Source organism: uncultured Pseudoteredinibacter sp., from assembly GCF_947500695.1.
Lineage (GTDB): Bacteria > Pseudomonadota > Gammaproteobacteria > Pseudomonadales > Cellvibrionaceae > Pseudoteredinibacter.
In genome coordinates this window covers 64,064-84,779 of record NZ_CANMSS010000006.1, presented here as the reverse complement: position 1 = coordinate 84,779, position 20,716 = coordinate 64,064, and the positions used below count along the sequence as shown (strand labels likewise).

Genomic DNA, 20,716 nt, shown 5'->3' with positions numbered 1-20,716 from the left:
CGAAGAGAGCTATTCATGGTGAATCACCCAAAGCTTAAGAAAACTGCAATTGCACTGCTTTTTAGCGCCAGCTTAGGCTTGCAGCTTACTGCACAGGCCGGCATCGATATCAGCGATCGAGCCAAGCAGCTCGCCAAAGAGGCTCTTATCGTAGATACCCACATTGACGTGCCGTATCGCATAGAAGATAGCTACGCCGATGTGACCAAGGCCACTGAAGATGGTGATTTCGATTACCCCCGTGCTGTAGTGGGTGGCTTAGACGCTGCCTTTATGTCGATCTATATCCCGGCCGAATACGAGCAAAAAGGCGGCAGCGTTGCCTTGGCAGATCGCTTAATCGATAGGGTAGAGGCCATGGTAGGGCGCGCACCCAATAAATTTGCCTTGGCTTATAGCAGCCAAGAAATGCTGGATAACCAAAAGAACGGCAAAATCTCATTGCCTTTAGGTATGGAAAACGGCACACCTATCGAAGGCAAAATGGAGAACCTTAATTATTTCTTCGAGCGTGGTATCCGCTACATCACCCTGGCGCACGCCAAGAGTAATCACATTAGCGATTCTTCTTATTCAGAAGATAAGCCTCACCAAGGTCTTAGCGACTTTGGCAAAAAACTGATTAGCGAAATGAACAATATCGGCATGATCGTGGATATCTCCCATGTATCTGATCAGGCTTTTTATGATGTGATGGCAGTAAGTAAAGCACCTGTAATCGCCTCGCATTCCTCATTGCGTCACTTTACCCCAGGCTGGGAGCGCAATATGGATGACAAAATGCTGCTAGCATTGAAAAAGAACGGCGGCGTTATTCAAATTAACTTCGGCTCGGCTTTTATTCACGAAGAAGCTACTCAATACGGCGGCAAGCAAAAAGAAGCCCTTGCCAAATATAAAGCGGCTAACCCAAAGGCCAGCGAAGCCGATATTGAAATCTTTAAAAAGCAATTTAAGAAAGAAAACCCGTACCCATATGCAAGCCTGGATCAAGTGCTGGATCATTTTGATTACGCGGTTAAATTGGTGGGTATAGATTATTTAGGCGTTGGCTCAGATTACGACGGTGTTGGTGATTCACTACCGCAAAACCTAAAAGATGTGGCCAGCTACCCGGCCTTGGTGCAAGGCTTAATAAACCGTGGCTATAGCGAAGAAGATATCCGCAAGATCCTAGGCGGTAATATGCTACGTGTGTGGCAGCAAGTAGAAGCTTACGCGGCAAAGCACTAAACGTAGAAAAGCAACTAGCCTGCACTTTATTACCCAGTAAAGTGCAGGTGATTAAACAAAAAAGTAAAATACTAGATACAAAGGCCGTAACTAATTTAAAGCGGCCGCATCCAAAGGGCTAATTACCGCATTACCACCGCGCTGTAAAACATGGGTATAAATTTGCGTGGTTTTCAAATCCGTATGGCCCAATAACTCCTGCACCGTGCGTATATCGTAGCCATTTTGCAAAAGCTGTGTAGCAAAGGTATGCCGAAAAGTATGCACGGTAACCTTCTTGCGAATGCCGCTATTACGCACCGCTTGCCTGAGTTTCTTCTCAAGCCCAGAAGGGTGAATATGGTGACGTTTCTCCCGTCCGCTAATTGGATCGATACCCCGTTTACTGGCGGAAAACAAATAGCGCCAATGCAAAGCTTTGGCCTCATTGGGAAACTTCTTGGCTAAGGCGTAGGGCATGCTTACCTCACCGAAGCCTTGTTTGATATCGTCTTGGTAAAAAGTTTCAGCCAGTTCAATTAACTGTAGTATTTCCTCAACAGCGCCATTTGGCAAAACGGTAACTCTATCTTTCCCGCCTTTGCCTTGTCGAATAGTTAAACAGTGATTGTCAAAATCAACATCTTTAACACGAAGATTTAAGACCTCTGCCTTACGCAAGCCCGCGCCCCAAGCGAGTTTTATCATTGTGCAAAAAGGGAAGCTTAAATGATTAAGTATTGTTTGAGCCTCACGCATAGTGAGCACGACAGGTATCCGCTGCTGTTGCCGGGCTCTTACGGCATTAATACCTTTAAGCTCGCGTTTCAATACATGTTGAAAAAGAAAGGCTAGCGCACACAAGGCCTGATTTTGGGTATTCGGAGAAACCTCCTTATGCGTTGCTAAATGGCTAAGAAATTGATCAACCCCATGAGGGTGAATTTGCCCGGCATCACGATACCCCTGATGTCGAATAAATGAGCGAATCCAATAGATATAGTTCTTTTCGGTAGCAAGCGCTAACTGCCTCAAGCGCATTACGCTTCTTACTTCTTCAATAAACTTAGATCGACGCATAACTGTTTCACGCTTTGAGTTGACAATGCTGTATATTTATACAGTTTAATTTTACGGTCGCTATAGGCCAAGCTTCCTATTAATTGGGGAATTAACAATTAACCCCTACAAAGCTCTAAGTGAATCAACTACATACGAGAATTAGCCGCATTCTCTTAATCCGCCACACAAGAGAAAAAGCAATTTTATAGCCAATAAATAATGACTTAAGCGCCAGGTCTCGTTAATTCGGTATGATTTTTCTAGTACTTGTAAAAGTACTGATAAAACAATAAATTAGGGCAACAAACAAAGGAATGCAGACAGGTATTAAAACGGACATCATCCTATTATTTCTGAAATCCCCAAATTAATAAGACGCGTCCGCTTTTTGGTTGTAATTCTACTGGTCTGTTTATTTAGCTGTTATAACTCAGGAGTGTGAGCGTGGATGTTTGGCTAATTGGTATAGTCACTCTAATAGCAATGTGGGTATGGATTAGCTTACTAGCAATACTGTGTCTATTTCTAGATCCTGATTTAGAACCCATCCAGCGATGGGGGCAGGCTGGTATAGTAATAATACTTCCTTTTATTGGTCCTGCATTTGTTTTAATGTTGGTAAATGAACACTCTCCAGAAGTTGTCGCAAGATTCTATATACCTTGGCCGTTTAGAATGATCGTTCTTAATCGCCAGCAGCGTAGAGGTGGGCAAGGTAGCAATGGTGAAGAAGCTCCAGGAATTCATTCAGGCGGTCACGGAGGAGACGGAGGTGGGGGTAGTGATTAGACGTTATAACAAAAAACGGCATAGCGAACAGTTTACGCTGCTTCGCGCTACAACTGTCGTATGCGTTTGGCGTTAACCGTCAAAGGAGTAATGATGACGGGAAAAATACCAAAGAAAAATCCGCGCGAGGGAATCGATGAATACGGTCGAACGGATTTGCATTATGCAGAGAGCATTAAAGAATTAGATAAATTGCTTGTAGAAGGATTGGATATAAACCTTCAAGATGATAATGGTTGGTGCGCGCTTCACTTTTACGCCCAGGATCGTCGGTTTGAATTGATGCAGCGATTAATTGAAAACGGCGCTAACCTAAATCTAATAGATTCGCATGGTAACCCACCTTTATGGACTGCCGTTATGAATGCAAAGGGTGATTATTCATGTGTTGAGCTTCTGCTAAGCTCTGGTGCAATATTCGATCAGAAAAATAAACACGGCCGAAGCCCTTTGGATATGGCTAATACCATTAAGGCTGGCGGTTTAGAAGAGCTGTTTGCCAAGTATCAAAACGGTTAACAAGACGATGCACCAGACCTATACCTGCGGCCTTTTCAATATGCACTCACTTCGTTCATTATTGCATATTAAAAAGCCCTCCGGCATAGCCAGGTGATCTGGGCGTTAGGCCTTACACGGAGAAAGTTAAATGCCAGAGTTATTCGCGTTGCAAGGGCCGGGAAACTGCGGAAAAACGACAACCCTTAAAAATCTATATAACGCTGTGTGCTCCAAATATCCGGCAGCAACTGTTCAAATATTGCATCGAGGCACAGCTGATGTCGCTATCATCGTGAGAGGTGTCAATGGCTTGGATATCGGTATTGAAAGTCAAGGCGACCCCAATTCAAGGTTACAAAACACTCTTTCCACTTTTGTTGGTGAAAAATGCGATATTATTTTCTGTGCGTGCCGAACACGAGGTATGACTGTAGACTGGGTTAATGCTTTATCCTCGCAATATAACATCCACTTTGTTCAGCAAAACCAGGTTGCAAAAAATTATGCTGCTATTAACTCCGCCATGGCTGCGTCTCTTATGCAGCAAGCGGGTATATAGGCCTAACAAGGCCATTAAATTCGCTCCCTTCGGTCGCCGGACGTTCGTAAACTCGCGCCGTTTATGGCGGCGTTATGCCTACGTATGAATATGAATTGGAATGAACCGCCAATAATGGAATCGGGTGCACCTCTACCGGAAATTTTGGAGCGTGAAAACTCGCTTTTATGCGCTTATATATGCTCTAACCCTGATTTTGTTGGTTGGGATTCCGGTGCGCCACCTGATCATCCTGGGTTTGAAGAGTATTGTGCGGTAATCGAATTTGAGGATGTTCAAAGTTACAAGTTCGGTACGCCGAGTGACGAAGAACTTTTCGAACACCCTTTGTATAAATTGGGCATCGACTATTATGGTTTCTACAAGCTAAACGTTAGCCCAGAACTAGTATTAATTGCTGGTTGCTCTTTGTGGGTTGCTACTTTTCATGATGAAACCTTGCAGGTCATTGCAAAAGGCGCAAGGGTAGTTAGCGCTCGGGTGGGCGTAAGTTCACCAAAGGAGGCATTAGTGCATGCCAGTACCAAGGCATAACAAGGCAATTAACTGCACGCTTTTCAGCGTCGGACGCGCAAAAATCGCGCGCCGGTTATTGAGGCTTTGAGCATGTAGTAAAACGCATTAGTTCATTCTTTCAAAAACAAAATTATGTCAATGTTAAAGGGTGTTTTATCATTGGTTATGAGTAAGCAACTAACAAGGGTAGGTAACATCGGCAACGCAAAAGACGCGCTGCCTGGACGGCCTACGCTTCGCTTCGGTCGCCGTTGCTACCGGCGTTATAGCAGTAAAGTATGAGAACAAAGATTACGTTCAGGGTGGGAATTTCTCTTTTCTTAGAGTTCTTGCTCGTTTCAATATTCTTCGGTGCAGTTGTATTGTTCGGGGGGGTGATCACCCTTCTTGAACGCTTTGGATACGAATACAGCGTTGAAACTCGTCAAATACTGGCTTCGTGCATAGTACTCGCGACTGCATTAACCTTTGGTTATTTAAGATTAAGGCAATATAAGGCAAAACAGGTCTGGAGCTTGGATGGCGGAATGCTCAGTAGGGGGTCGCCTGTTAACTTGAGCGTGAATCTTTCAACTCTAGATAAAGTTATACCGGGCTTACCTAAATCAAAATGGCATAACTTCTTCTATGGTGGTAAGCATAGGTTGAAGGAACAGGCTATGGTTGATGCAATGTATAGTTGCACGCTTACATTAAAATTATCGCATAATGAATATTTGCTGCTGTATTTGTTTAACTTTGGTGGCGGCTTGGAGCTTATGAATGAGATTGCCAAGAGCGTCTCAGATAAAGTTGACACAGAGCATCAATTTACAGATAGAGAAAGAAAAGTACTAAAGTCACAGAAGCATAATTCCGTGGTAAGGCTATAACAAGCGCATGTTGTCGGACTGGTTTTCCGCTGCGCTCCAAACCAGCTGCAAAAGCGGGCGTTATAAACTTGGAGCAAGATGAAGACTCCTAGAGAAAAATTGGAAAGCTGTATTGTCGAGAACGGTTGGCGCATCGAAAATGTCCAATACGATGGCCTTGATTGGTGGGTCGACGAAATTTGGGAATTGCGCTCTATTTGGTCACCTGAAGGAGTATCAGCTTATTTGTCGTTATTGGTCGATCCCCTGCATGAGGGTGCAAGGAGAAAAGGCCAGGGGGTGTGGGCTGTGGGTTGTTCAGGTGAGAGTCCAGCCTCACTTGAAAAAGCCTGTTCTAACGGTACAGTAACTTTAAATGAAATCTCGAAGGGCAATGCTATCGAGGTCATAGACAACATCGAGTCGTTAAGGTCAGGTGCCATTAACGACATTGGTTTATAACAAGTTGCCCAAATCTGCACCAACCGCAAAAAGCGTAGTTTCCACGGGACAGTCTACCCCTTCATTCTAGTTGTCCAAAAGTCAAAAGTTACCACTAAAAGGAGTTTTATGAGTTATTTAATGAAATTACTGGCAATATTGGCATTGTTTACATCGATCTCAGTGAGCGCTGATGAGCCCACTAAAGCTGCTGATATATATGAAAGGATGAAATCTTTAGTTGGTGTTTGGAAGGAAGAGGGCGCCAAAAATTCAGACTTCAATATTTCTTTCGAGTTGACAGCAAATGGATCAACACTCCTTGAATTATGGAATTATAAGGGTAATAAGCACTCTTTAACCGTTTATCATTTGAACGGTAGTAAGTTGATGGCAACTCATTATTGCCCGCAAGGAAATCAGCCAAGATTGGAGTTGTCTAGCGACTCAACCATAAATGACATTTCTTTTAATTATTTGGATGCGACAAATTTAAAAAGCTTGGATGAATCCCATCAGCATTATTTAGCCTTTAAGCTGTCTGATTTGCCGAATAAGATATCGAGAAGTGAAATTTACCTTAGTAAGGATGGTGAAAGTCCATCAAAGCTCTCTTTGGTTCGTAAGTAAGATGTCTAAGAAGAATTTTAGAAGGGCTAAGTGTTTTTTGTGAAGACTCTAATGGAAGAAAAGAAATCTTTAATAAGACAACGGACAAATGAAATAAAGCCCTATCGTTGTAAGAACCTTATTGCCGTCCTTGAGAACCCAATGGATATAAAAAATATTGGAACAGTGATACGGAATGTGAATGCCCTTGGTGTGGAAAAGACCTATATCGTCGATAGTCGTAAATCGCTGCCCGATGATTGGGAGGAAATGAGGGAAAGGAAGTCCTTATCAAAGACCTCGGTTTCTGCGATCAAATGGAGCTTTGTGAAGAGATTCGGCAGCACAGAAGAATGTCTTTCTCACCTAGAAAAGAATAGATTCACTTCAATAGTAACGTCACCTCATATTAAGGGCAAAAGAAACGAAATTCTCCACGAGGCTGACTACACTATGCCGAAGCTGGCCGTCTGGTTTGGAAACGAATCTCGAGGGGTAAGTGACGAAGCGGTAGCAGTAAGTGATTTCTGTGTGTCGATACCTATGTTTGGCATGATTGAGAGCCTGAATTTGGGCACTACTACTGGGATCGTGCTATATGAAATTACAAAACAACGCCGAGCGTACCAAGAAAAATACAAACACGCTAAGCGCGGTCCTGATAAGTAATAGAGGTTAGATACATGGTGATTTCAGCGATACCAGCTTGTAAGTATTTTGCTTTATTCCCTACAAGGTACCCCCCTCTAGCCATTATGTGCTTTGCACGCAAAGACAATAGGGCCACCTGCCATGAAAGGTGAATGTAACTGCGGTGCTATCCGTTACCACTTAAAGAAATCACCTAGTGATGTGTATATGTGCCATTGCTCTATTTGCTGTAAATCAACAGGTAGTGGTGGTATCGCTGTAGTTATTGTTGAAAACGAGCACTTTCAGTGGTTGAGTGGCCAAGATGTGTTGCGCCATTGGCGAAAACCTGACCATGATTGGCACAGCTATTTTTGCTCTGTTTGTGGTAGCGCTATGCCGGGTGAAAACGATGATGATCGTATGTATATTCCCGTTGGCACATTGAGTGATGGGGTGGATAGCCTGCGCTTGAGCCATCACCTTTTTGTTGATTCTAAAGCTGCCTGGGAGCCTTTATCGGAATCTGCGATTCAGCATAAAGCGGGTTTTGAAAGCTAGCTTTTCAAGGTTGTACGGCTTAGGCTATGTACTGTTCATTTATGGGCCGATATAAGCTAACAGTTAAACAAGGAGAGTCGCTGTGCCTATTACTGATAAAACTGATAAAGAAATATTGGCCATTGCTTTGCCGATGATTGATACAGTAATTAATGCTTGTAACCGTAAGGATTGGGAAGCCTTCTCTGTTTATCAAACGGAGGCCGAGGCCAAGCACCCAGAAAATCAGGCCAATATGCTAAAGGCTTGGGACGAGGTTGAGTTGTTTAGTAGTTTAAGTCTCGAGCGGGAAGTTCTTGGGGTGATTAGAAACGACGGTATCGCCCAGATTTTGTGGAAACAATGCAGTAATAAGGCGAGCGGGGAGGAATATCTGGCTCGCTATTTTATTAAAGAAATAGAAGGTGAAATTAAAGAAGTTGGCTTTTTGATTAGCTTCTTTTGATTTTGAGCCTACTTTAGGGTTATACATTCATGACTAGTGATTCTCTTCTTATTCGCCCAGCTGAGATGGATGAAGCTGCACAGTTAAGTGATTTGGCGATGCGCTCGAAGGCCCATTGGGACTATTCCCAAGAGTTTATGGATGCTTGTCGCGATGAGCTTCGAGTATCACCCTCAAAAATTACATCGGATAGTTATTTTTGTTTTGTGGCAGAGCAAGCCCAGTCGATTTTGGGCTATTACATACTTAAGCTTATAAGCGCTAGGCAATATGAGTTGGAAGCCTTGTTTCTTGAGCCTTCGGCCATAGGGCAGGGAATTGGTAGAGCCCTATTAGAGCATGCCAAAACGCTTACGTGGCAAGAGGGCGCACAGGCTATTGTTATTAATAGCGATCCTAATGCCGAGGCATTTTATCTATCGGCAGGAGCAAAGAAAGTGGGTAGCAGCCCTTCGGGTAGTATTCCGGGGCGGGTAATACCTTTGCTTGAGATTGCTTTGTAAGTACTTTTTAGTCCCCTTAATTGCTGTTCTACCGTGGAGTTTTTATGTCTGTGATTGCCAAAACACCTGAGCCACCGTACTACGCGGTAATCTTTAGCTCAATCCGCAGTGAGGACGACAAGGGCTATGGCGAGATGGCTGATCGAATGTTGCTGTTGGCGGCTGAGCAAGAAGGCTTTTTGGGCGTAGAATCTGCCAGGGAAGAGCTGGGCATTACGGTATCTTATTGGGCGGATTTGGAATCGATAAAAGCCTGGAAGGCAAATGCCGAACACCGGCAGGCTCAAGCCTTAGGGCATTCCCGCTGGTATAGCCATTTTACAACCCGCATTGCCAAGGTTGAGCGCGATTACGGTATATAGCCTACCCCTTATCCCCCATCACTAAGGCTTTGCTTGGCCTGTAAATCTTCTTTTTATCAATTTATGGTCTTTCTGGGCAGCTAGCTGTATTAACTTTATATTTTAATGCTTGCAATATACTTGAGTGCTCAAGTATATTGCAAGCATTGTTAATTAGGATACAGGAGTAAGATGATGACGATGAAGAAGTTGCAGGGGAGCTGTCTATGTGGCCAAGTACGTTTTACGGTGGCTGAGCCATTTTTATATGCCGGTTATTGCCACTGTTCCTTGTGCCGTAAAGCTTCGGCAGCGGTGGGCACGGCGGTGGCCGCGGTGTCACCTAAGCAGTTTGAGATTACGCAAGGGGCAAACGCTTTAAAGAGCTATCAACGCAGTGAGAAAACCCATAGTTATTTTTGCAGTAACTGTAGTTCGATGGTGTACGGGCAAAAGCCAGAAACCGGTTTCTTGCATATTCGGATGGGGCTGTTGGATGATGAGCCATCCGAGCAACCACAGGCCCATATTTTTGTTGGCTCTAAGGCAGATTGGTATAGCATTCAAGATAATTTGCCGCAGTTTGAGCAGGCGCCAGTTGCTTAGTGTTGGCGCAGTAGATATTGATTGTAGGTTTTAAAATGAGTAAGAAAGAAGCAAGTCCCCAAGGGGAAATTTTGCAGCGTTTGTTTTTAAGTAGCGCTGAAATAACCAGGCAGCTAGATAATAGCTTAGGTGCTATTCATGGTGTGGGTTTAACGGAATTTATGGTTTTACAAACCTTGGCCGCTGCACACAATGGTAGTTTAAGACGAATCGATATCGCGGAAAGCTTGGGGCGCACGGCCTCTGGGATTACTCGCATGCTAATGCCAATGGAAAAAGTTGGTTTAGTGGAAAAGGTGAGTAGTGCCCGTGATGCGAGAGTGAGTATGGTAAAAATTAGTGAGGCTGGTGAGCGTATTTTGGAAGAAGCCAGTGCTAGTTTTGAGCAGAAAGCTGGGCAAGTTTTGGGTGATCTTTCGAATAAGCAAACGGCCAGTTTGTTGGAGTGTTTGCGATTGTTGCCTGGGGGTTAGTTGTTTTTTTATTGGGGGTTTTAGAGTCGTGCCTGAATCCTGGGGTCAGATCCCATGGGATCTGACCCCGCTTTTCGGTTGGGGCGTTTAGATTGCGCCGGTACTTGGGGTCAGATCCCGCGGGATCTGACCCCGTTTTGGGTATGGGATCTGACCCCGTTCTTGTTATTGATTGCTTGGGAAAGAGAATTGGGCGGTTTCGCGTACGCCGCCTGATGGCCAGCGTTGGGTGATGGTTTTACGCTTGGTGTAAAAACGCACGGCGTCTGGGCCGTAAGCGTGTAGGTCACCGAATAGTGAACGCTTCCAACCACCGAAGCTGTGGCAGGCTACGGGTACTGGCAGCGGAACATTTACACCGACCATGCCGACTTTGATATTGTCGGTAAAGTAACGTGCGGCTTCACCGTCGCGGGTGAAGATGCAGGTGCCGTTACCAAATTCATGGGCATCAATTAAATCCATGGCTTCTTGCATGTTTTCAACACGTACCACACACAATACTGGGCCAAAGATTTCGTCGGTATAAATGCTCATATCGCTTTTAACGTGATCGAATAAAGTGCCACCTAAGAAATAACCATCCTCATGACCAGCCACCAATAAGCCTCGGCCATCTACTACCAAGCTGGCGCCAGCGGCTTCGCCGGCATCAACATAGCCTTTTACTTTTTCATAGTGCTGCTGGGTAATGAGTGGGCCCATGTCGTTGCTATTATCGGTACCTGGGCCAACTTTTAGGCTAGCAAGTTGTTCTTTAAGTTTGGCAACAAGGGCATCGCCAGTATCGTTACCCACGGCAACGGCTACCGAGATTGCCATGCAACGCTCACCGCAAGAGCCATAAGCGGCACCCATTAGTGCGTTTACCGCATTATCTAAATCGGCATCTGGCATAACGATGGCGTGGTTTTTAGCACCACCTAACGCTTGTACGCGCTTACCATTGCTGTTGCCAGTGTTGTAAATATATTCGGCGATGGGGGTTGAGCCCACAAAAGAAATTGCGTGTACTTCAGGTGCTTCTAGTAAGCTATCAACAGCTTCTTTATCACCATTAACCACGTTGAATACGCCATCGGGTAGGCCAGCTTCTTTAAGTAATTCAGCCAGTAAAATGGCACAGCTTGGGTCACGCTCAGATGGTTTTAAAATAAAGGTATTGCCGCAAACGATGGCCATTGGGAACATCCACATGGGCACCATGGCAGGAAAGTTAAATGGGGTAATACCGGCAACCACACCTAAAGGCTGGAATTCGCTCCAAGAATCAATAGCAGGGCCAACATTTTTGCTGTGCTCGCCCTTTAATAGCTCGGGTGCGCCACAGGCATATTCAACCACTTCCACACCGCGAATAAATTCACCATGGGCATCGTTTAACACTTTGCCGTGTTCTTCGGTAATGGCGGCAACGATCTTATCAGCATTGGCTTCTAGCAGCTCTTTGTACTTAAACATAACGCGTGCACGTTTCAATGGCGGGGTATCGCGCCATGCTGGGTAGGCGGCCTGCGCTGCATCAATAGCTTGTTGCACAGTGCTTTTGCTTGCCAATGCCACTTGCTTGCTCACCTGGCCAGTGGCTGGGTTAAATACATTTTGGCTGCGTTCGTTATCGGCAACATTTTGGCCGTTAATAAAATGTCCTACGGTGTTCATAATAAATTCCAAAAATTGTGGGCGTTAAAAATGGCCCGATGCTGTTCGCTCTCTTTAAATTCATATGCTTTTAAAAACAGAGCTGGAGAGCAAACGTAAGGGGCCGTTTGCGAATTAAACAGTGATTGCTTACAACATTTCTTACAATAATGCTTTAAAGGCTGTTAATGGATTCACCAAGCGCATTTACCAAGCTATCGATTTCGCTAGCTTCGGTGGTAAAGGGTAGGCCTAGTTGAATTGTGTCGCCGCCATAGCGTACGTAGAAACCTTTTTCCCACATCTTCATTGCCACTTGATAGGGGCGCAGTAAGGGCTCACCAGGAGCCGCTTCAAAGCTGAGGCCCGCAGCAAAACCATAGTTGCGAATATCGCTGATGTACTGGCTGCCTTTTAGGCCGTGAATGGCTTCTTCAAACAAAGGAGCCATGCTGGCAACGCGTTGGGGAAGTTTTTCGTTGTCCAAAACGTCTAAGGCGGCAAGGCCGGCGGCACAAGCGACGGGATGGGCAGAGTAGGTGTAACCGTGAGGTAGCTCTAAAATATATTCGGCGCCAGCGGTTTCCATAAAGCAATCATAAATGTCTTGCTTAACAGCAACGGCCCCCATTGGAATGGCACCATTGGTGAGCTGCTTAGCCATGTTTACAATATCGGGTTTTACGCCGAAGGCCTCGGCGCCGGTATTGGCACCCATACGGCCAAAGGCAGTAATCACTTCATCAAAAATCAATAAGATATCGTGTTGATCACAGATCTCGCGTAGGCGTTGTAAATAGCCTTGCGGTGGCGGAATAACGCCGGCCGAGCCAGCTAGCGGTTCAACAATGACGGCGGCGATATTGCTGGCATCGTGCAGGGCAATCATTTCCAGCAGCTCATCAGCTAGATGCGCGCCATGACTCGGCATACCTTTGCTAAAACGATTTTCGGCTGTCATGGTGTGAGAGAGATGGTCGGCATCTACCGCGGTACCGTAAAGTGCACGGTTAGCGCCAATACCACCCACACTGATGCCGCCCCAGTTTACTCCGTGGTAACCCTTGGCTCGGCCAATCAGTTTGGTCTTGCTGGCCATACCACGCTTACGCCAATAAGCACGAGCGATCTTCAGCGCTGTCTCGGTGGATTCTGAGCCGGAGCCGGTGAAGAAAACACGATTAATATCCGTCGGCATAAATTCGGTAATACGATGAGCCAGCTCAAATGCTTTGGGGTGGCCAAATTGAAATGCAGGCGAGTAATCAAGCTGCTTTACTTGCTGGGCTACGGCTTCGGTAATCTCCGGGCGGCTATGACCTAGGCCGCTGGTCCATAGCCCTGAGAGGCCATCAAAGATCTTGCGGCCTTCACTGTCGTAGTAATAGTTCCCCTCGGCGGAAACGATAAGGCGTGGGTCCTGTTTAAACTGGCGGTTGGCCGTAAAAGGCATCCAGTGAGCATCTAACTGCTCCTGACTTAAGCCGGCTTTGGGATCGTGTTGTGTCATAACGTGTGGCTCATATGCATACTTTGTGCATCTCTAGTCAGGGTTTTCACCTCACTAGGGACAATCTGGGGCTAGTCTAGCCCTGTTGTTTTGTTGTATAAATGCCTCGTATTGAATGTTAGGTGTGGTATTTATGAAACAAAAGCAAAAGCCTAAAGCGGCGCTGAGTGCTAGCCCGCTAGGGCAGTTAAGCGATGTGGATTTGCGCTTGCTTCGTGTCTTCAAAAGTGTGGTGGAGGCCGGTGGCTTAAGCGCTGCAGAGCTAGAGCTTAATATCGGCCGCTCTACCATCTCCCGCCACCTAAAAGACTTAGAGATTCGCCTGGGCATGAATCTCGCCAAGCGTGGCCGCAGTGGCTTTGCCCTTACCGATGAAGGCGCCAACATTTATCGAGCCACCTTAAACCTCTTGGGTTCTATTGAGAGCTTTCGCAATGAGGTTAACGATATCCATCAGAGTCTTACTGGCAAGTTGAGCATTGCGCTGTTTGATAAGACCGCCGGTAACCCGGCCTGCCATATCGATAAGGCTATCGCGCGCTACGTAGAGGAAGCCCCCGAGGTAGCTTTAGAGCTGCATGTCGAACCTATTAATGTGATTGAGAAAGGGGTAATGGAAGGGCGCTTTCAGTTAGGGGTGATCCCGGCACATCGCGAGTCCACAAGCCTTAGCTACCTGTCTTTGTTTAATGAGCAAATGTATTTGTACTGTGGCAATAATCATCCATTGTTTGATCAAGATGACACTGTGATTGCTGCGAGTGAGGTGTTGCAATATCCCTATGCTGGTTTGGGATACCACTCGCCCAATATGGAAGTAGGACAAAAGCTCTCTATGCAGCGCGGAGCAACGGCCTATGACCAAGAAGCGATTGTGCACTTGGTGTTATCCAATTGTTTTTTGGGTTATTTGCCAGAACACTACGCTGCAAAATGGGTAGAGCGTGGAGAAATGCGCGCCGTTGCTTGCGAGCAGTTTCAATACTTATGCGAGTTTATGGCAATTACTAAGGGCTCACCTAAACCATCAAGAATATTACAGAGTTTTTTGAACTGCCTAGAGCTTGCTCATAGGCAGCCTTGAGCGGTATTTCAATAAAAAGAAAAAGGATTGACCATAAGTGATGCAAGAGTTTCTTAAAGCTACAGATTACATTGAAAGCGAGCATCCCGCGGTGTTGGCTTTTGTTGAAAAACACTTATCGGGTGAGGACGAGCTTAGTAAGGTACTTTCGCTTTATTATGCTGTGCGCGATGAGATTTTTTATGATCCATTTACAGCCGATCTACAAAGCCAGGGCTTTAAAGCCAGCCATGTCTTAGAAGTACAGCGAGCATGGTGTGTGCCTAAAGCAATTTTATTGGCCGCTTGTTGTCGATCCATTGGCGTGCCGGCAAGGCTTGGTTTTGCCGATGTTACCAATCACCTATCTACCGAGAAAATGCGCCAAGCAATGGAAACCGATGTGTTCTATTGGCATGGTTACACTTCTATTTATCTGCAAGGCAAATGGGTTAAAGCAACGCCTGCCTTTAATATCGAGCTCTGCGATAAGTTTGGTTTAAAACCTTTAGAATTTAATGGCGTCGATGATTCTCTGTACCATGAATTTGATCAAGCCGGTAATCGTCATATGGAATATCTCAGCGAACGCGGCGAGTATGCTGATTTGCCTTATCAAGATCTGATCGCGGATTTTAAAAAGTACTACCCCAAGATGAGTGCACTGCTTGGTTTAAGTTTCGATGAAGAAGTGCGCAAGGAATTAAGTGTTAACAACAACTCTTAAATTCATATTGCTAGTCGCTTACAAGCTGCTTATACATTGGTGGCGTCTTCCATAGTGGATGTGGCAGCTTACTGCTATAGTTGGAGGCGCTTTGTTCTGTATAGCTACCTTATCCTTTCTTTTTTCTCACCGTTTATTAGCTCGAAGTTTCTATATTAATTTACTAATAGTAGTTATTCCCAAACTTAAGTTGCTGTCTTTGCAGGATAAAAATTGCGCCTAATTTTGATAGTTGTTGACGCAAATAAAATAAAACTCTTCCGCAATAACCATGCATTGAATCTGGATAAGCATCAACTATGCTTAGTTTGAAGGGCTTGCTTTGTTGCGTCTAGCAGCATTGTGAAAATAACAATTGCCGACGACTGTCGAATAGCTGTTTGCTAATCGTGTTTTTCTGGGTCGGCCTTACAAGCTTGGCCCAGGCAAATGCTGTGGAGCCCAACGTTAATCGTGGCCAAGAGTTGTTCGCCAATTTTTGTTTTCTTTGTCATGGTCAGCAGGGCAAAGGCGATGGCCGGATGGCGAAGCTGCCGCAAACGGCGCCTGCTAACCTTAGGAAAAGCCAGTTAGACAATAAAGCTCTCGCAGAGATCATTCGCAAAGGGGGCGCTGGGGTAAATCGCTCTGAGCAAATGCCTGCCTGGGGTGATCAATTTACAGCTATCGATGTGCAGTCGCTGGTCTTGTTTATCAAAAGCTTACAGGCTGAGTCAGTGGCAGCCGGCAAGGCAAAAAAAAGGGCTGCTATTAAATAGCAACCCTTTCACTAGGAACAAACTGGTAATTTGCTGCTTTGTCTTAAAACTTTCCGCGCTTTAGTCTAACCTCAATGCACAAGCCGCCATTAGCGTGATTGTAGGCGCGTATGGAGCCATCGTGCAGCTCAACGGTGCGCTTACTGATAGCGAGGCCTAAGCCATAACCACCGCTGCTGCGTGCGCGTGCTTCATCGGTACGGAAAAACGGCTTGAAAATATCATCAAGGTTTTCCGCCGGTACGCCACGGCCCTGATCTCTTACCGTGATTTTGTAATATTTGTTGTGGCTGTCATCAAGCTCTACGCCCACAGTGGTAGATTTAGGCGTGTAGTGCAGGGCATTACGAACAATGTTTTCGAATACGCCAATTAGGCTGTTGCCGTGAGTAGCAACCAAAGCATCTTGAATTGGGGTTTCTAGCGCTAGGGTGACTTCTTTCTCATTGGCGGGGTTGCGATATTCCTCGACTAGAGTTTCTAGCAAGATCTTCAAGTCAATGGTGTCGCACAATTCCCATGCTGCGGTATCCGTCATCGGCATGGAAAGAATATCTGAGATGATCTCATTCAGATAGTCGGCCGACTCTTTAATCTTTACCAGCTCTTTATCGATGTCCGAACCACAACAACGAGACTGGGCGATAGCTAAAGCAAACTGCAAGCGTGCTAGTGGCGAGCGTAGCTCATGGGAAACGTCTTTAATAAGACGCTGCTGCTCTTGCATGGATTTATCTAAACGCGCGGTCATATGGTCGAACTCTAAACTGAGCTCAGCAATCTCATCGCGGTTTTTAACTTTGCAGTTAGTAAACTCCTGGGCAATGCGAACACTTAAATCGCCGGCCGCGATTCGTCTTGTCGCATCACGCATAATGTCGATACCGCGGCTCATGCGTTTGGCCAAAATAAAACAAGCGGTACCTGAGATAACAATAGAGATCAGTAGCGGCAGCCAAATATTGTAAAAATACAATTGCCACCATAGGCCGGTATCGTCTGGTGTATCGTAAGTCAGGATCTTTACCCAATCGCCGTCGGGTAACAACACTTGGCGGCCGACAAAAGAACTGCCGTCTTTGCTGTAATGAGCAAAGGGTTGTTCTGGGCTAAGTTGCTCTAGAATTCTTTGGCCGCCTTCCGGGATGGGGCGGTGTAGTAAATCTTCATCATATTGGTCGATGACATAAACCAAGCGGGTGGCGTTTTCCTGCATGGATTGCATGCCCGCGCGAATGTCATCCAAACTGTAATTGACCGCCTCGCGTACCACTTCTCGCAGCAAACGCGCCGCAGCTGTGGTTTGTTCCAGCTCAGGGTTTGAGGAAAGATGTTTGTCCGGGCGTAAATCTAACCAGTGGGTGGCTAAGCCGGTGCCAACAATCATTAAGATGGTTATGCACCAAAAGCCAATAAACAGTTTTACGTAAACTTTGGTCATAGCTTTGACTAAGCGTTGAGCTTGCCGTTGACGGTTAGCATATAGCCAGCGCCACGGATATTAATAATAAGCTCTTTAGAGGCGCCTTTTTCGGCTAGCTTTTTGCGCAGATTACTAACATGCACATCAATACTGCGGTCGTAAGGGGTAAGCTTTCTGCCTAGGGCTTGTTCGGTGAGCGCTTCTTTACTGATGACCTGGCCGGCAGAGCGCATTAGCAGTTCCAAAACGGTGAACTCGGCACCGGTAAGGGTAAGTGGTTTATTACTGTAGCTGGCTGAGTGAGCGCTAATTTGTAGCTCTAACTGGTCAACGGTAATCAAATCGCTGGGCTCTTCCGGCTGAGCTTGGTCAACACGACGTAAAATTGCGCGTATACGGGCAACTAATTCGCGAGGGTTACAAGGTTTGGGAAGGTAGTCGTCGGCACCCATCTCTAGGCCTACGATACGATCGACATCTTCGCCTTTGGCGGTCAGCATCAATACTGGGGTTTGGCAGTAATCACGAAGTTTACGTAATACTTCAAAGCCGGTGTAAATGGGCAGCATTACGTCAAGAACGATGAGATCATAGCTACCTTCTGCGGTGGCATCGAGGGCAGCTTGGCCGTCGTGTACCATAGTTGTTTCAAAGCCTTCGGTGGATAAGAATTCACCAAGTAGGGAGCAAAGCTCCTGATCATCGTCCACAAGTAACAGTTTTGCCATTGGGTTTCCCGCTATCGTTCAAATCGCTGGCCGCTAGTTTGCCTGAGTAGCCATGCTTCGTCAGTGCCTATTACTCTTCTTAACATAGCGCTAGGCCGCATGGGGCGTATATCCTAGGAATTTTAATGTTTCCTAAAAAGGGTCAATTTTTGTCAAAATTGCGCAATAGCCCCAGTCCGCAATAGCTTTGTTTGCACCCATCGCCGTTAGCTGCCAAAATCCGCAGCTCGATTTATCGGCCCAACAGTGAATTAGGGGCAAAGCTAGGAGAAAGACATCAATGACGGCAGCGATTGGCTTAATTTTCGGCAGCGATGAAGGTAATACTGAGGCTGTGGCATACCGCATCCAGCAGCGCTTAGGTGAAGATTTTGTCGATGTTATGGATGTTGCCGACATCACTCAGCTTGAGTTTGCCGATTATGATCGCATTATTCTGGGTATTCCGACTTGGGACTTTGGGCAGATTCAATCCGATTGGGAAGAGTTTTGGGATGATGTTGCTGAAGTCGATTTCAGCAATAAGCGAGTGGCTCTGTTTGGCTTAGGTGATCAGTTTGGCTACGGCGATTACTTTTTAGATGCCATGGGCATGTTGCACGATGTAATTAAGGCAAAAGGCGCTCAGCTAGTGGGTTATTGGCCAACTGAAGGTTATGACTTTGAAGCTTCTAAAGCACTGCTCGAAGGCCAGAACCTTTTTATGGGTTTGGCGATTGATGAAGATCAGCAAGAAGAGATGACAGCTGCCCGTTTGAATCGCTGGTGTGAGCAGATTGTGGCGGAGTTTGAGTTGGGTATTCCGGTGGAGTCTTTGGAAGACTGATACATTCCGGCTTCGAATCGGGGTCAGATCCCGCGGGATCTGACCCCTTTGTTTTTGCAGGGTGTTGAGGGTATAAAATTAGTTTGGAAGTGGCTTGGGTTGGTGTCAATTGACTTGATTTGAGCCGCTTATATCTCGGCTTCGATACCGGGGTCAGATCCCAGGGGATCTGACCCCTTAGCTAGCTGGCTTGCAAAAGCTATTTGCTCTCGCTAGTATTCAAATAATTATTCAACTTTTGCCCTTGAGGCTTTTTTCATGTTTATCCCAGTGAAACAAGTGGCGGCCTGCCGCAATTTCTATCCGCGTAGCTTTGCTGCTATGTGGGCTGGGTATTCCCATACTCGCCGCAATCTAGAAATCGATTGCTGGCCTCCTGAATAGCTGACTTCAATCTCTGGTGGGGTTGTGCTTCACAGGGCGCTTGAGCTTACTGTTTATTCATTAGTATCTATTAGCAGCGCCTTGTTAGTTATCAAATGCTGTTCATCATTTGATAACTATCCTAATCGTCACTGCCTCAATTATTGGTCGATTTTTCGAGCGTTGAAGTATGTTTGCAAATAACTCTTTGTCTTTTTATGGGCGTGAAGCCCTGCACATAATGCGTTTGGGCATTCCTTTGATGATTGCCCATGTGGCGATGGTGGGTTTGGAAGTCGTCGACACCATGATGGCGGGGCAGGTCAGCAGTACTGAGCTGGCCGGGCTAGCGGTGGGTGCCAATATCTGGTTGGTCATCGAGCTGTTTATGGGGGGCTGGATCAGCGCCACTACGCCACGTTTCGCTCGTTTGAAAGGCGCCAATAAGCCAGCGGAGATTCGTCACGAAGCTCAGCAAGCAATTTTGATGGCGCTTACGATTGGCACCTTGGCTATGCTGCTGATTTGGTCGATTATTCCGCTGCTGGATCACTTGGGAACAAGTGCTGAGGTAACCGAGATAGCAAAATCTTATTTGGGCATTATTGCTTGGGGGATGCCGGCTAGCGGTGTTATCTGGGTGATGCTGTGTCTATGCGAAGGTTGTGGCGATATTCGCTTTTCGATGGGCTCTAGCCTGATCGTGCTAGCGTTAAATGCCGTGCTCGATTATATCTTTGTATTCGGTAAGTTCGGCATGCCGGCACTGGGGGCTGTAGGTTGCGCCTTAACCACCCTAAGCATCTACTTTCTGTGGGCTTTGATGGGGGTGGCCTATATTGAATATCGCGCCGAATTTAAAGCTTTAAAAATATTCCGCAGTTGGCCGCGTTTAGATTTTGCACGCTGGCGAGCGATATTTGTTTTGGGCTTGCCGATTAGTTTATCGCTGCTGGCTGAAGAGGGGTTCTTTAGTGTAACGGCATTATTGATTGCGCCAATCGGTACCGAGCCTTTGGGGGCCCATCAAATTACCTTGCAGATTGTAGCCTTGGTATTAATGTTAAGCCTCGGCTTGGGGCAGGCGACGTCAATCCGTTTATCAAACAGTATTGGCGCGGGCAAAGCGCCACTGGCCTTAAAGCAAGCTCAAATTGGACGGGTTCTATGCATCAGCTATGCCCTAGTGTTTGGCTTGCTCATAGCTTGGCAGCCGGCTGCTGTTATTCGCTTATTTACCCAAGAGAACAGTATTGCCCAGATCTCTTTGAGTATGTTGGTGTTTGCACCAATATTTCTGCTAATCGATTCTGCTCAAGTTAGCGTAGCGCAAATTTTGCGTGGCTTTGAGGATACCAAGGTGCCTATGTTGTTTCAGGTATTCGGTTATTGGTGTTTGGGTTTCCCGCTGGGTTACAGTCTAGGCGCTACTGAACTATGGGGCCAAGCTTATGGTGTTTATGGCTATTGGGCAGGGTTTCTAGTGGGCATCACGGTGAGTGCCATTTTGCTCAATATTCGGCTACACAAAACTTTATCGGCTTTAGTAAAATAAGACTTTAAATTCTACGAAGGCGA

Annotated in this window: 25 protein-coding genes; 20 read left to right on the top strand and 5 right to left on the bottom strand. The window is 46.1% G+C overall.

What is annotated here, in order from left to right:
- Positions 1–15 precede the first annotated feature (15 nt).
- A complete protein-coding gene (locus Q1A08_RS12340; RefSeq protein WP_299773322.1) occupies positions 16–1,233 on the top strand; it encodes a dipeptidase in 1,218 nt (405 codons plus the stop codon).
- A gap of 90 nt (positions 1,234–1,323) precedes the next feature.
- Here the strand turns inward: Q1A08_RS12340 and Q1A08_RS12335 are convergent, their stop codons facing one another.
- The gene (locus tag Q1A08_RS12335) at positions 1,324–2,292 is read right to left on the bottom strand and encodes an integron integrase (RefSeq protein ID WP_299773320.1); all 969 of its coding nucleotides are present in this window, start codon (positions 2,290–2,292) and stop codon (positions 1,324–1,326) included.
- Between the two features lie 426 nt (positions 2,293–2,718).
- On the opposite strand from Q1A08_RS12335, the gene Q1A08_RS12330 reads away from it, so the two are divergent.
- The 14 genes from Q1A08_RS12330 to Q1A08_RS12265 all read left to right on the top strand — a co-directional run bounded on the left by Q1A08_RS12330 (position 2,719) and on the right by Q1A08_RS12265 (position 10,099).
- Positions 2,719–3,063, top strand: coding sequence for a hypothetical protein (locus tag Q1A08_RS12330; RefSeq protein WP_299773318.1), 345 nt, complete (start codon positions 2,719–2,721; stop codon positions 3,061–3,063).
- Positions 3,064–3,156: 93 nt separating this feature from the next.
- Entirely contained in the window at positions 3,157–3,582 is a 426-nt protein-coding gene (locus tag Q1A08_RS12325; protein ID WP_299773316.1) for an ankyrin repeat domain-containing protein, read from the top strand.
- Positions 3,583–3,712: 130 nt separating this feature from the next.
- Positions 3,713–4,123 (top strand): hypothetical protein, encoded by a 411-nt coding sequence (locus Q1A08_RS12320; RefSeq protein WP_299773314.1) that lies wholly within the window; start codon positions 3,713–3,715, stop codon positions 4,121–4,123.
- 90 nt (positions 4,124–4,213) lie between these two features.
- Positions 4,214–4,657, top strand: coding sequence for a hypothetical protein (locus Q1A08_RS12315; RefSeq protein ID WP_299773312.1), 444 nt, complete (start codon positions 4,214–4,216; stop codon positions 4,655–4,657).
- Positions 4,658–4,917: 260 nt separating this feature from the next.
- Complete coding sequence (locus Q1A08_RS12310; RefSeq protein WP_299773310.1) at positions 4,918–5,511, top strand: hypothetical protein; 594 nt, start codon at positions 4,918–4,920, stop codon at positions 5,509–5,511.
- A gap of 78 nt (positions 5,512–5,589) precedes the next feature.
- Positions 5,590–5,952, top strand: a complete 363-nt coding sequence (locus Q1A08_RS12305) for a hypothetical protein (protein WP_299773308.1) — start codon at positions 5,590–5,592, stop codon at positions 5,950–5,952.
- 108 nt (positions 5,953–6,060) lie between these two features.
- Positions 6,061–6,561 carry a hypothetical protein gene (locus Q1A08_RS12300; protein WP_299773306.1) on the top strand — a complete coding sequence of 167 codons (501 nt, stop codon included), beginning with the start codon at positions 6,061–6,063 and terminating at the stop codon, positions 6,559–6,561.
- A 51-nt stretch (positions 6,562–6,612) separates the two neighbouring features.
- Positions 6,613–7,209 (top strand): RNA methyltransferase, encoded by a 597-nt coding sequence (locus Q1A08_RS12295; RefSeq protein ID WP_299773304.1) that lies wholly within the window; start codon positions 6,613–6,615, stop codon positions 7,207–7,209.
- A 123-nt stretch (positions 7,210–7,332) separates the two neighbouring features.
- On the top strand, positions 7,333–7,731 hold the full coding sequence (locus tag Q1A08_RS12290; protein ID WP_299773302.1) for a GFA family protein: 399 nt from the start codon (positions 7,333–7,335) through the stop codon (positions 7,729–7,731).
- 82 nt (positions 7,732–7,813) lie between these two features.
- Positions 7,814–8,176, top strand: coding sequence for a hypothetical protein (locus Q1A08_RS12285; protein ID WP_299773300.1), 363 nt, complete (start codon positions 7,814–7,816; stop codon positions 8,174–8,176).
- Positions 8,177–8,205: 29 nt separating this feature from the next.
- The gene (locus Q1A08_RS12280; RefSeq protein ID WP_299773297.1) at positions 8,206–8,679 is read left to right on the top strand and encodes a GNAT family N-acetyltransferase; all 474 of its coding nucleotides are present in this window, start codon (positions 8,206–8,208) and stop codon (positions 8,677–8,679) included.
- Between the two features lie 44 nt (positions 8,680–8,723).
- Positions 8,724–9,041, top strand: coding sequence for an antibiotic biosynthesis monooxygenase (locus Q1A08_RS12275; RefSeq protein ID WP_299773295.1), 318 nt, complete (start codon positions 8,724–8,726; stop codon positions 9,039–9,041).
- Between the two features lie 171 nt (positions 9,042–9,212).
- The gene (locus Q1A08_RS12270; RefSeq protein ID WP_299773293.1) at positions 9,213–9,626 is read left to right on the top strand and encodes a GFA family protein; all 414 of its coding nucleotides are present in this window, start codon (positions 9,213–9,215) and stop codon (positions 9,624–9,626) included.
- Positions 9,627–9,661: 35 nt separating this feature from the next.
- Positions 9,662–10,099 (top strand): MarR family transcriptional regulator, encoded by a 438-nt coding sequence (locus tag Q1A08_RS12265; protein WP_299773291.1) that lies wholly within the window; start codon positions 9,662–9,664, stop codon positions 10,097–10,099.
- A 165-nt stretch (positions 10,100–10,264) separates the two neighbouring features.
- On the opposite strand, the gene Q1A08_RS12260 is transcribed toward Q1A08_RS12265, so the two are convergent.
- Complete coding sequence (locus tag Q1A08_RS12260; RefSeq protein WP_299773289.1) at positions 10,265–11,761, bottom strand: CoA-acylating methylmalonate-semialdehyde dehydrogenase; 1,497 nt, start codon at positions 11,759–11,761, stop codon at positions 10,265–10,267.
- Positions 11,762–11,915: 154 nt separating this feature from the next.
- Positions 11,916–13,250 (bottom strand): aspartate aminotransferase family protein, encoded by a 1,335-nt coding sequence (locus Q1A08_RS12255; protein WP_299773287.1) that lies wholly within the window; start codon positions 13,248–13,250, stop codon positions 11,916–11,918.
- 133 nt (positions 13,251–13,383) lie between these two features.
- Between Q1A08_RS12255 and Q1A08_RS12250 the strand changes: the two genes are divergently transcribed.
- The 3 genes from Q1A08_RS12250 to Q1A08_RS12240 all read left to right on the top strand — a co-directional run bounded on the left by Q1A08_RS12250 (position 13,384) and on the right by Q1A08_RS12240 (position 15,798).
- Entirely contained in the window at positions 13,384–14,334 is a 951-nt protein-coding gene (locus tag Q1A08_RS12250) for a LysR family transcriptional regulator (protein WP_299773285.1), read from the top strand.
- Positions 14,335–14,374: 40 nt separating this feature from the next.
- On the top strand, positions 14,375–15,040 hold the full coding sequence (locus tag Q1A08_RS12245) for a transglutaminase family protein (protein ID WP_299773283.1): 666 nt from the start codon (positions 14,375–14,377) through the stop codon (positions 15,038–15,040).
- A 434-nt stretch (positions 15,041–15,474) separates the two neighbouring features.
- Positions 15,475–15,798 carry a cytochrome c gene (locus tag Q1A08_RS12240; protein WP_299773281.1) on the top strand — a complete coding sequence of 108 codons (324 nt, stop codon included), beginning with the start codon at positions 15,475–15,477 and terminating at the stop codon, positions 15,796–15,798.
- A 43-nt stretch (positions 15,799–15,841) separates the two neighbouring features.
- Here Q1A08_RS12240 and Q1A08_RS12235 read toward each other — a convergent pair whose 3' ends face one another.
- Positions 15,842–17,239, bottom strand: a complete 1,398-nt coding sequence (locus Q1A08_RS12235) for an ATP-binding protein (protein WP_299773279.1) — start codon at positions 17,237–17,239, stop codon at positions 15,842–15,844.
- Positions 17,240–17,247: 8 nt separating this feature from the next.
- A complete protein-coding gene (locus Q1A08_RS12230) occupies positions 17,248–17,949 on the bottom strand; it encodes a response regulator transcription factor (RefSeq protein ID WP_299773277.1) in 702 nt (233 codons plus the stop codon).
- A 280-nt stretch (positions 17,950–18,229) separates the two neighbouring features.
- Between Q1A08_RS12230 and fldB the strand changes: the two genes are divergently transcribed.
- Positions 18,230–18,775: a flavodoxin FldB gene (gene fldB / locus Q1A08_RS12225; RefSeq protein ID WP_299773276.1), complete on the top strand. Its 546-nt coding sequence runs from the start codon at positions 18,230–18,232 to the stop codon at positions 18,773–18,775.
- A gap of 553 nt (positions 18,776–19,328) precedes the next feature.
- Positions 19,329–20,693 (top strand): MATE family efflux transporter, encoded by a 1,365-nt coding sequence (locus Q1A08_RS12220; protein WP_299773274.1) that lies wholly within the window; start codon positions 19,329–19,331, stop codon positions 20,691–20,693.
- Positions 20,694–20,716: the final 23 nt, after the last annotated feature.

What these genes read in the sequence shown, in the direction of transcription:
- Q1A08_RS12340 (WP_299773322.1), top strand. Translation starts at nt 16, where the DNA reads ATGGTGAATCACCCAAAGCTTAAGAAAACTGCAATTGCACTGCTTTTT.
- Q1A08_RS12335 (WP_299773320.1), bottom strand. Translation starts at nt 2,292, where the DNA reads ATGCGTCGATCTAAGTTTATTGAAGAAGTAAGAAGCGTAATGCGCTTG.
- Q1A08_RS12325 (WP_299773316.1), top strand. Translation starts at nt 3,157, where the DNA reads ATGACGGGAAAAATACCAAAGAAAAATCCGCGCGAGGGAATCGATGAA.
- Q1A08_RS12320 (WP_299773314.1), top strand. Translation starts at nt 3,713, where the DNA reads ATGCCAGAGTTATTCGCGTTGCAAGGGCCGGGAAACTGCGGAAAAACG.
- Q1A08_RS12315 (WP_299773312.1), top strand. Translation starts at nt 4,214, where the DNA reads ATGAATTGGAATGAACCGCCAATAATGGAATCGGGTGCACCTCTACCG.
- Q1A08_RS12310 (WP_299773310.1), top strand. Translation starts at nt 4,918, where the DNA reads ATGAGAACAAAGATTACGTTCAGGGTGGGAATTTCTCTTTTCTTAGAG.
- Q1A08_RS12305 (WP_299773308.1), top strand. Translation starts at nt 5,590, where the DNA reads ATGAAGACTCCTAGAGAAAAATTGGAAAGCTGTATTGTCGAGAACGGT.
- Q1A08_RS12300 (WP_299773306.1), top strand. Translation starts at nt 6,061, where the DNA reads ATGAGTTATTTAATGAAATTACTGGCAATATTGGCATTGTTTACATCG.
- Q1A08_RS12295 (WP_299773304.1), top strand. Translation starts at nt 6,613, where the DNA reads ATGGAAGAAAAGAAATCTTTAATAAGACAACGGACAAATGAAATAAAG.
- Q1A08_RS12290 (WP_299773302.1), top strand. Translation starts at nt 7,333, where the DNA reads ATGAAAGGTGAATGTAACTGCGGTGCTATCCGTTACCACTTAAAGAAA.
- Q1A08_RS12280 (WP_299773297.1), top strand. Translation starts at nt 8,206, where the DNA reads ATGACTAGTGATTCTCTTCTTATTCGCCCAGCTGAGATGGATGAAGCT.
- Q1A08_RS12275 (WP_299773295.1), top strand. Translation starts at nt 8,724, where the DNA reads ATGTCTGTGATTGCCAAAACACCTGAGCCACCGTACTACGCGGTAATC.
- Q1A08_RS12270 (WP_299773293.1), top strand. Translation starts at nt 9,213, where the DNA reads ATGATGACGATGAAGAAGTTGCAGGGGAGCTGTCTATGTGGCCAAGTA.
- Q1A08_RS12265 (WP_299773291.1), top strand. Translation starts at nt 9,662, where the DNA reads ATGAGTAAGAAAGAAGCAAGTCCCCAAGGGGAAATTTTGCAGCGTTTG.
- Q1A08_RS12260 (WP_299773289.1), bottom strand. Translation starts at nt 11,761, where the DNA reads ATGAACACCGTAGGACATTTTATTAACGGCCAAAATGTTGCCGATAAC.
- Q1A08_RS12255 (WP_299773287.1), bottom strand. Translation starts at nt 13,250, where the DNA reads ATGACACAACACGATCCCAAAGCCGGCTTAAGTCAGGAGCAGTTAGAT.
- Q1A08_RS12250 (WP_299773285.1), top strand. Translation starts at nt 13,384, where the DNA reads ATGAAACAAAAGCAAAAGCCTAAAGCGGCGCTGAGTGCTAGCCCGCTA.
- Q1A08_RS12245 (WP_299773283.1), top strand. Translation starts at nt 14,375, where the DNA reads ATGCAAGAGTTTCTTAAAGCTACAGATTACATTGAAAGCGAGCATCCC.
- Q1A08_RS12235 (WP_299773279.1), bottom strand. Translation starts at nt 17,239, where the DNA reads ATGACCAAAGTTTACGTAAAACTGTTTATTGGCTTTTGGTGCATAACC.
- Q1A08_RS12230 (WP_299773277.1), bottom strand. Translation starts at nt 17,949, where the DNA reads ATGGCAAAACTGTTACTTGTGGACGATGATCAGGAGCTTTGCTCCCTA.
- fldB (WP_299773276.1), top strand. Translation starts at nt 18,230, where the DNA reads ATGACGGCAGCGATTGGCTTAATTTTCGGCAGCGATGAAGGTAATACT.
- Q1A08_RS12220 (WP_299773274.1), top strand. Translation starts at nt 19,329, where the DNA reads ATGTTTGCAAATAACTCTTTGTCTTTTTATGGGCGTGAAGCCCTGCAC.